The following is a 5,713-nucleotide window of genomic DNA, read 5'->3' on the forward strand; positions in this document are numbered from 1 at the left end:
GATTTTTGGCATGTTTCTTTTTGAAAGTTGGGAGAAAATGCTTTGCTTTTATGCTGAAAAGCGAGAGAAACCACCACCTTTTATCATTTAACCCTTAGAGGTTAGAATAGGTCATTGAATTGGCCCAGTATATTATCGCGCTGCACAAATAAGTGGTTAAAATAATGCCAGGCAATGGCAATTATTAACACATTAATTGACTATGGCAGTTCCATAACAGTCTATGAATCGGTTTAAATTTGTTCAAACAGCAGAATTTATTGGAAACGATGGCTCAGTGAGATTTGCTGCTTTCATGGTGCGCAGTAGTTGACGGTGCCGATTCCACTATTATTCTGGTTTGCTGTGTCATTAACTATCCCTTGTCTAGAAAAATAAATTTTCTTTCCAGTATACGCCAAATCAATAAATACACAAATTAAAATACAATTCCTTAAGAATATCTTAATAAAGTTATTGTATAATTAAGCTTAAAGACATTCATTTCAATTAACTTAGAGGTAGGTGGTATTATGTCTCAGGGTAGAAACAAGAAAAATTTAAATGTTCGGACGTCTTTGATTCAAGAGAAATTAAAGATTCGTTATGAAAATTTGGCCTCAGTTATTCAAGACGCTAAAAGAGGGAGTTTATCTCTTGAGGAATTAAAGAATTTAAAAAGCGAGTTAGAATCCTCCGTTAAGCTGTCAGATAGTTTAGTTGTTCAAGTAGCGGAATGCCATCCTGCTTCAGGCAAATACAAACAGGCGCTACCCAAAGGCTACCAATTAGATATTACTGCCGTAGATAAGGCTATTTCTCGAGCTCAATCGCCACAAAGCCAAGCGCAACAGCTATCTGAAAATAGTATTGGTACAGGCATAAAGCCAATAAAAAAAGCAACCCAAGAAAAAGTCAGTAACTTCCAATTTGCGGCGCTTGAATTAATTAAATTAATAGATAAATCGCTAGCGATAAATGCGCCCGAAGGAATTTTTAGACAAGCAGCAAACACTGAGTTACTCCAAAAAAAAATGTCTGAAATTCAACAAGGAAAAATTGAGTTCGGCGATATGAATCAGATTGAGCGCGCTGATTTACTTAAGCACGTTTTGCGAAAATTAAGGGCTGATGAAGGGCCTATCTTTACTAAACAGCAATTTGAACAAGGAAAGTCACTGCTTGAAGCGTGGAATGAGTCATTGCCTTACAATTCGAAAGTCGCTTATTTTCTATTAAAATTAATGAACAAAGTCTGCCAAAAACCTGAAACAAAAATGAATGCTTCAAATTTAGCTGTAGTGATTGCACCCTGCCTCTTTCCAGAACTTCCCCCTGCACCCAAAAAGATCTCGTCGCAAGAATCCCTGGAATTAATAAAGAAACATAGCGCTGATTTGGGCAAAAAAAACATCTTAGTTGCAGAGCTGATTACTAACGCTCATTTGCTAAAAAAACCTGAAATGCCAACAATCATATCTGCAACAGATAAAAAGATTGGATTTTTTAAGCCAAGAAGTTCGACTTTGAACGTATCTAATCCAAACATGGGTAGTTCACATGTCCAAGCAGATTTTTTTAGAGCAGCGGGGGCTGATGAAAATATTAGTATAAATGGAATATCTTTAAAGTTGCTTTCTAATCAGTTTAACGAGTTTAAAACAGAAAGCGATGTTCTAGATTTTTTCGAAAAAATTATATTGAAAGATTTTACAGGTACCGAAGCAGAAAAAAAGAACGCTTCTTCTTATTTAAGAAAAACTTTTCACCAAGGGGGGTTGTTATACCCTGTTACTTCAGCGCTGGCGACTCAGCTTAAAGACAGACAAGGAAATGATGTGACAATCATGGGGCGCAGTAGAGAGTTTAAAATTAGTATAGAAACAACAAGCTCTGGATTCAGAATCCAAGAATATTGCAACGTAAAAAAATTAATCCCTGCACTAGGCTCTCGTTTATCTAAATACATCGAAGAGGATCAACCTTACATATATTCGGAAGGCGGATTAATTAAGGCTGAAGCAACTATTGAAATAGATTTTTCTAAAGACAGCTCACATCCGTCTCTTATTGTTGAAAGCAATCATATGGAAATTTTGCATAATGGTCTTAAAGACGCGCTGGCAGATTATCGAAGCTTGGGTCAAATGATTGTTGATTTTTTTAAGAACATTTTTGGAAAAAATGCAGTAAAGGATATCTCTTCTTTAGCCTCATTTGCAATAACTGAAGACAGTGAAGATAGTAATGCAAACAAGATGATGCCTTAGAGGGGCACTAAACAACCACCAGCCTAAAGCTGGTGGATTAGTCTAATAGGGCACCGTCAAGTTAACTTTTGCGTTAGACTAGGCATTATTTAATTGGTGAAAAGATGTTGGAGCAAAAGCCGAAACGCTATCGTTATCCTTTCGAGATAATCAGCATTGCGGTATGGAGTTATCACCGGTTTAATGACAGCTACCGAGATGTTTCAGAGCGGCTGCTGTATCGAGGGATTGCAGTGAGCTATGAGACAGTCCGTCAATGGTGTATCAAATTTGGTCCTCATTTTAGGCATGTGATTAAGAAGCGAGAGCCAAAGCCATCCGATAAATGGCATTTGGATGAGCAGCAACTGCGCATTAACGGCGAGGTTTATTATTTATGGCGTGCCGTGGATGAGGATGGTTTTGAGCTGGATGTGTTGCTACAGAAGCGTCGTAACAAAAAGCCGCCATTCGCTTCCTGGCTCGCCTTCTGAACGCCTACCCCAAGCCACGAGTAATCGTGACCGACAAACTGAGAAGTTATACGAAACCCATTCAACAGATGAGCCAAGGCACAGAACATCGCTGCCATAAAGGGCTCAATAACCGCGCCGAGAATGCCCATCAACCGACACGTAGAAAAGAAAAATGCCTTATTCGTTTCAAATCACCCGCCAGCGCTCAACTTGTCTTAGCGCTCATGGGGAAAACCAGAAACCTCTTTGCCATAGCGGTTGGTCGTTACACTAACTCGGCATCAAAGCAACGCGCTCAGTTTCAGAATGCCAAACGAATTTGGCAACAAGCTGCAACAGAGCTCCTTTGCGCCTAAAATTTGAGCTTTCATCTTGTTTGCGTCAGCAAAAGTTAACTTGACGGTGCCCAAAGAGCGACTGTTAAGTTACCGTAAGAAAAAAGAAAAACAGATATCTCATGCTCACGAAGAAACACCCGTTAAAAAAGCCCCACCTGAAGAGATAACGCCTGTCTTTGGTCGCAGACTCGCTTTGAAAAAGAGCAAGGAAACCGACGCCATTGATTAATCGGCCCCATTTTACGGTTCTTGCCACCAGGTGCCACTTGCGAATAATTTGTATTGTTTTATAGTTAATTGATTTAAAATGGCACATTAGCAAGAGCAGGACAAATACGGATATTCCTGTTTTTAAATTGCGACAGGAAAATAAGCCAAACATTCATGAAAAATAAAGCGCGGATCGATTAAATTAAGTTCATTTTAATGCGATTATTACCGACTCCCGCCCTTCTAGGAACTTATTTCAAAGTGGTACTTGGTGACACGAACCGTAAAATCCCGCCTAATCCTGTTTTCATTTTTGGTGAAAACCATTTGAATTGATAATTAATTGTTTACCATGTTATGATTAACGCTGCTTTTTATCATAAGGATATATCCATGCTAAAACACGCTCAATCATTGCCAGAAGAGCAACAAACATCACTTCCTATCGGGCGGCCTTTAGCCCACGGATTTGCACCCCACGTACTCACGGGTGAAAAATTAGTGATGATTCCCCTTATGCCAGATCATCGATATAAATTACACGCCGATATTTTCAGCAAACCGCAGATCATGCAATATTTTGGTACAGGTAAGAGTTTCACTTTAGAGGAATACACCTCGATACATTTGGATCGTGCACAGCAAAATTTGACATTTCAGTATGATAAATACACAGGTCATTTATCACGGTTTACTTGGACGATAATCACTCATGATGGTATAGCAGGTAGACTTAATATTTTTCCAACCGAAGGGCGAACCGAGTTAGCATTTTGTATCTCTCCAGCACAACAGGGTAGAGCTTTAGCCCGTCGTGCCAGTGAATTGGTTGTCGCGTATATGGGTGATGACGCTTCATATATCGCTACGGCACATCCTAAAAATAAAGCCTCCTCAAAAACACTTGAGCAAGTACATTATCCTGATGGAAAATTTGTTTTTTTTAGAGATGCCGAGCGACAAAATGTTCCCAATAAATATGGAGCAGATCAACCTCGGGATTACTTCCTATCTCAAAAACAAAACAAGTTCTCATTTTTTAGTTTTATCAGGGGAGAGGTACATATAGATATGTCTGAAGAATTGCAGCACGAAGGGAACGCGTATAAAGCATAAAACTTAACAGCCATCAGCTAAAGGTGGTGGCTGTTAAGTTTTAACCAGATAGAGCTAAATATTTACTCCCTCTTCCGCGCCCCAATAAAGAAATCCATCAAACTGGCAATAGGCGCTTTCATTATCTTAAAATGTGACAGACTCACTGTTCAATTGGTGCTATTTTTTATTAATAATTTAATCTCTTCCTGAGATAATTGGGTTACTTTTGATATGAGTTTAATATCAAGTTTTTCATCCAGCATGCGAAGCGCTGTTTCTTTTGATTCTTTTTGCACAGCTTTTTGCACGGCTTGTTGTCCGAGTGTCATGACTTTCTCCTCCACTTCTTTTGAAAACTTATGGTGCAAAAAAGACCAAAAATGGGATGAATCGTTTAAATTACCCTCATTATACAAATAATATAACAGATCGACGACTTCGTCACTGTAACCGGATTGATCTAAGGCTTGAAAGGAAGCTAACAACCCGGTTTCCAAGTAGTTGGGTTAAATTACAGGAACGGGGCAAATACGAATCACATGCCCTTAAACAGCCTATAATTTAACCGTATCGACCTAAATTAAAAAAATTATCTCTCAATAAATCTTACTGTTTTTAATTGTTAAACTACTGACAAACCATATTCTATAAGGGGTCTTGTGGAAGAACTGACAAAAAGGGGGATTTCAAAATTACATACCTGAAATGCTAAGTTACTGCTCGTTCACCTTCTTTCCAAATACTTTGTTTTAGTTGATCTTCCAAAATTTGCACAATCCCTGCAATATCGATTAAACCATTGTTTCCTTTAAAGCGATATCTTCCAGTAAAAAGAATATGAACCCAAGCAATAGGTGAAATACGAGCAAACTCCTCTATCACTTCATCTGGTACTCCTTCCGTCACCATTTTCTCATAAATATCATTCAAAATGATACTATTATATCCAATAATGCTATTGGCTAATAATCTGGCTGCGTGTGCGCTGACACGATTATCAGTGATGGTTTTTCCTTTGAAAATACCCCGATATACCTTGCGAATTATGCCTTGCAATTGATGATATGCTTCTGTACGGTTCCTGGCTGTTCTTAGTGCTTTTCGAAAGCTCATGTCATCGATAAGATTGAGAATGTGAATACTTTTAAAGATTTTGTTGTATTCAAATAATGCTAATCTAAGGCGTGCATAACGAGTATGAGAGTTGAGTTTCCGGATAATATTACTCTGTGTATTTTCTTGCATTAGTAATGATAATAATACACGAATAATATTTGGCTCTTGGCGTCTTCGCGTTAAAATCTAGTTTTTAGTATAATGGCAAGGATAAATAATTAAGAGACAATTGTCATAATAATGAACA

The 5,713-nt window shown here is 38.2% G+C and carries 5 protein-coding genes and 1 pseudogene; 4 read left to right on the plus strand and 2 right to left on the minus strand.

The genetic code is table 11. The features are described 5' to 3' along the window. Positions 1 to 512: 512 nt before the first annotated feature. The 4 genes and pseudogenes from Lfee_RS16390 (at position 513) to Lfee_RS16410 (ending at position 4,368) form a co-directional block, all read left to right on the plus strand. Positions 513 to 2,249: a RhoGAP domain-containing protein gene (locus Lfee_RS16390; protein WP_058448074.1), complete on the plus strand. Its 1,737-nt coding sequence runs from the start codon at positions 513 to 515 to the stop codon at positions 2,247 to 2,249. Positions 2,250 to 2,353: 104 nt separating this feature from the next. Further along, positions 2,354 to 3,060 (plus strand): annotated as a pseudogene (locus Lfee_RS17735) (IS6 family transposase). A gap of 46 nt (positions 3,061 to 3,106) precedes the next feature. Next, positions 3,107 to 3,271: a hypothetical protein gene (locus Lfee_RS16405; protein ID WP_156506596.1), complete on the plus strand. Its 165-nt coding sequence runs from the start codon at positions 3,107 to 3,109 to the stop codon at positions 3,269 to 3,271. 374 nt (positions 3,272 to 3,645) lie between these two features. After that, on the plus strand, positions 3,646 to 4,368 hold the full coding sequence (locus Lfee_RS16410; RefSeq protein WP_058448076.1) for a GNAT family N-acetyltransferase: 723 nt from the start codon (positions 3,646 to 3,648) through the stop codon (positions 4,366 to 4,368). A 149-nt stretch (positions 4,369 to 4,517) separates the two neighbouring features. On the opposite strand, the gene Lfee_RS16415 is transcribed toward Lfee_RS16410, so the two are convergent. Both Lfee_RS16415 and Lfee_RS16420 read right to left on the minus strand, forming a co-directional pair. After that, positions 4,518 to 4,835, minus strand: coding sequence for a hypothetical protein (locus Lfee_RS16415; RefSeq protein ID WP_058448077.1), 318 nt, complete (start codon positions 4,833 to 4,835; stop codon positions 4,518 to 4,520). A 223-nt stretch (positions 4,836 to 5,058) separates the two neighbouring features. Continuing rightward, positions 5,059 to 5,652 (minus strand): Tn3 family transposase, encoded by a 594-nt coding sequence (locus Lfee_RS16420; protein ID WP_082646688.1) that lies wholly within the window; start codon positions 5,650 to 5,652, stop codon positions 5,059 to 5,061. Positions 5,653 to 5,713 lie beyond the last annotated feature (61 nt).

Origin of the sequence: Legionella feeleii (assembly GCF_001467625.1) — a bacterium.
GTDB lineage: Bacteria > Pseudomonadota > Gammaproteobacteria > Legionellales > Legionellaceae > Tatlockia > Tatlockia feeleii.

Bases quoted from the DNA above. Each gene is read 5' to 3' on its own strand.
- Lfee_RS16390 (WP_058448074.1), top strand. From the start codon at position 513: ATGTCTCAGGGTAGAAACAAGAAAAATTTAAATGTTCGGACGTCTTTG.
- Lfee_RS16410 (WP_058448076.1), top strand. From the start codon at position 3,646: ATGCTAAAACACGCTCAATCATTGCCAGAAGAGCAACAAACATCACTT.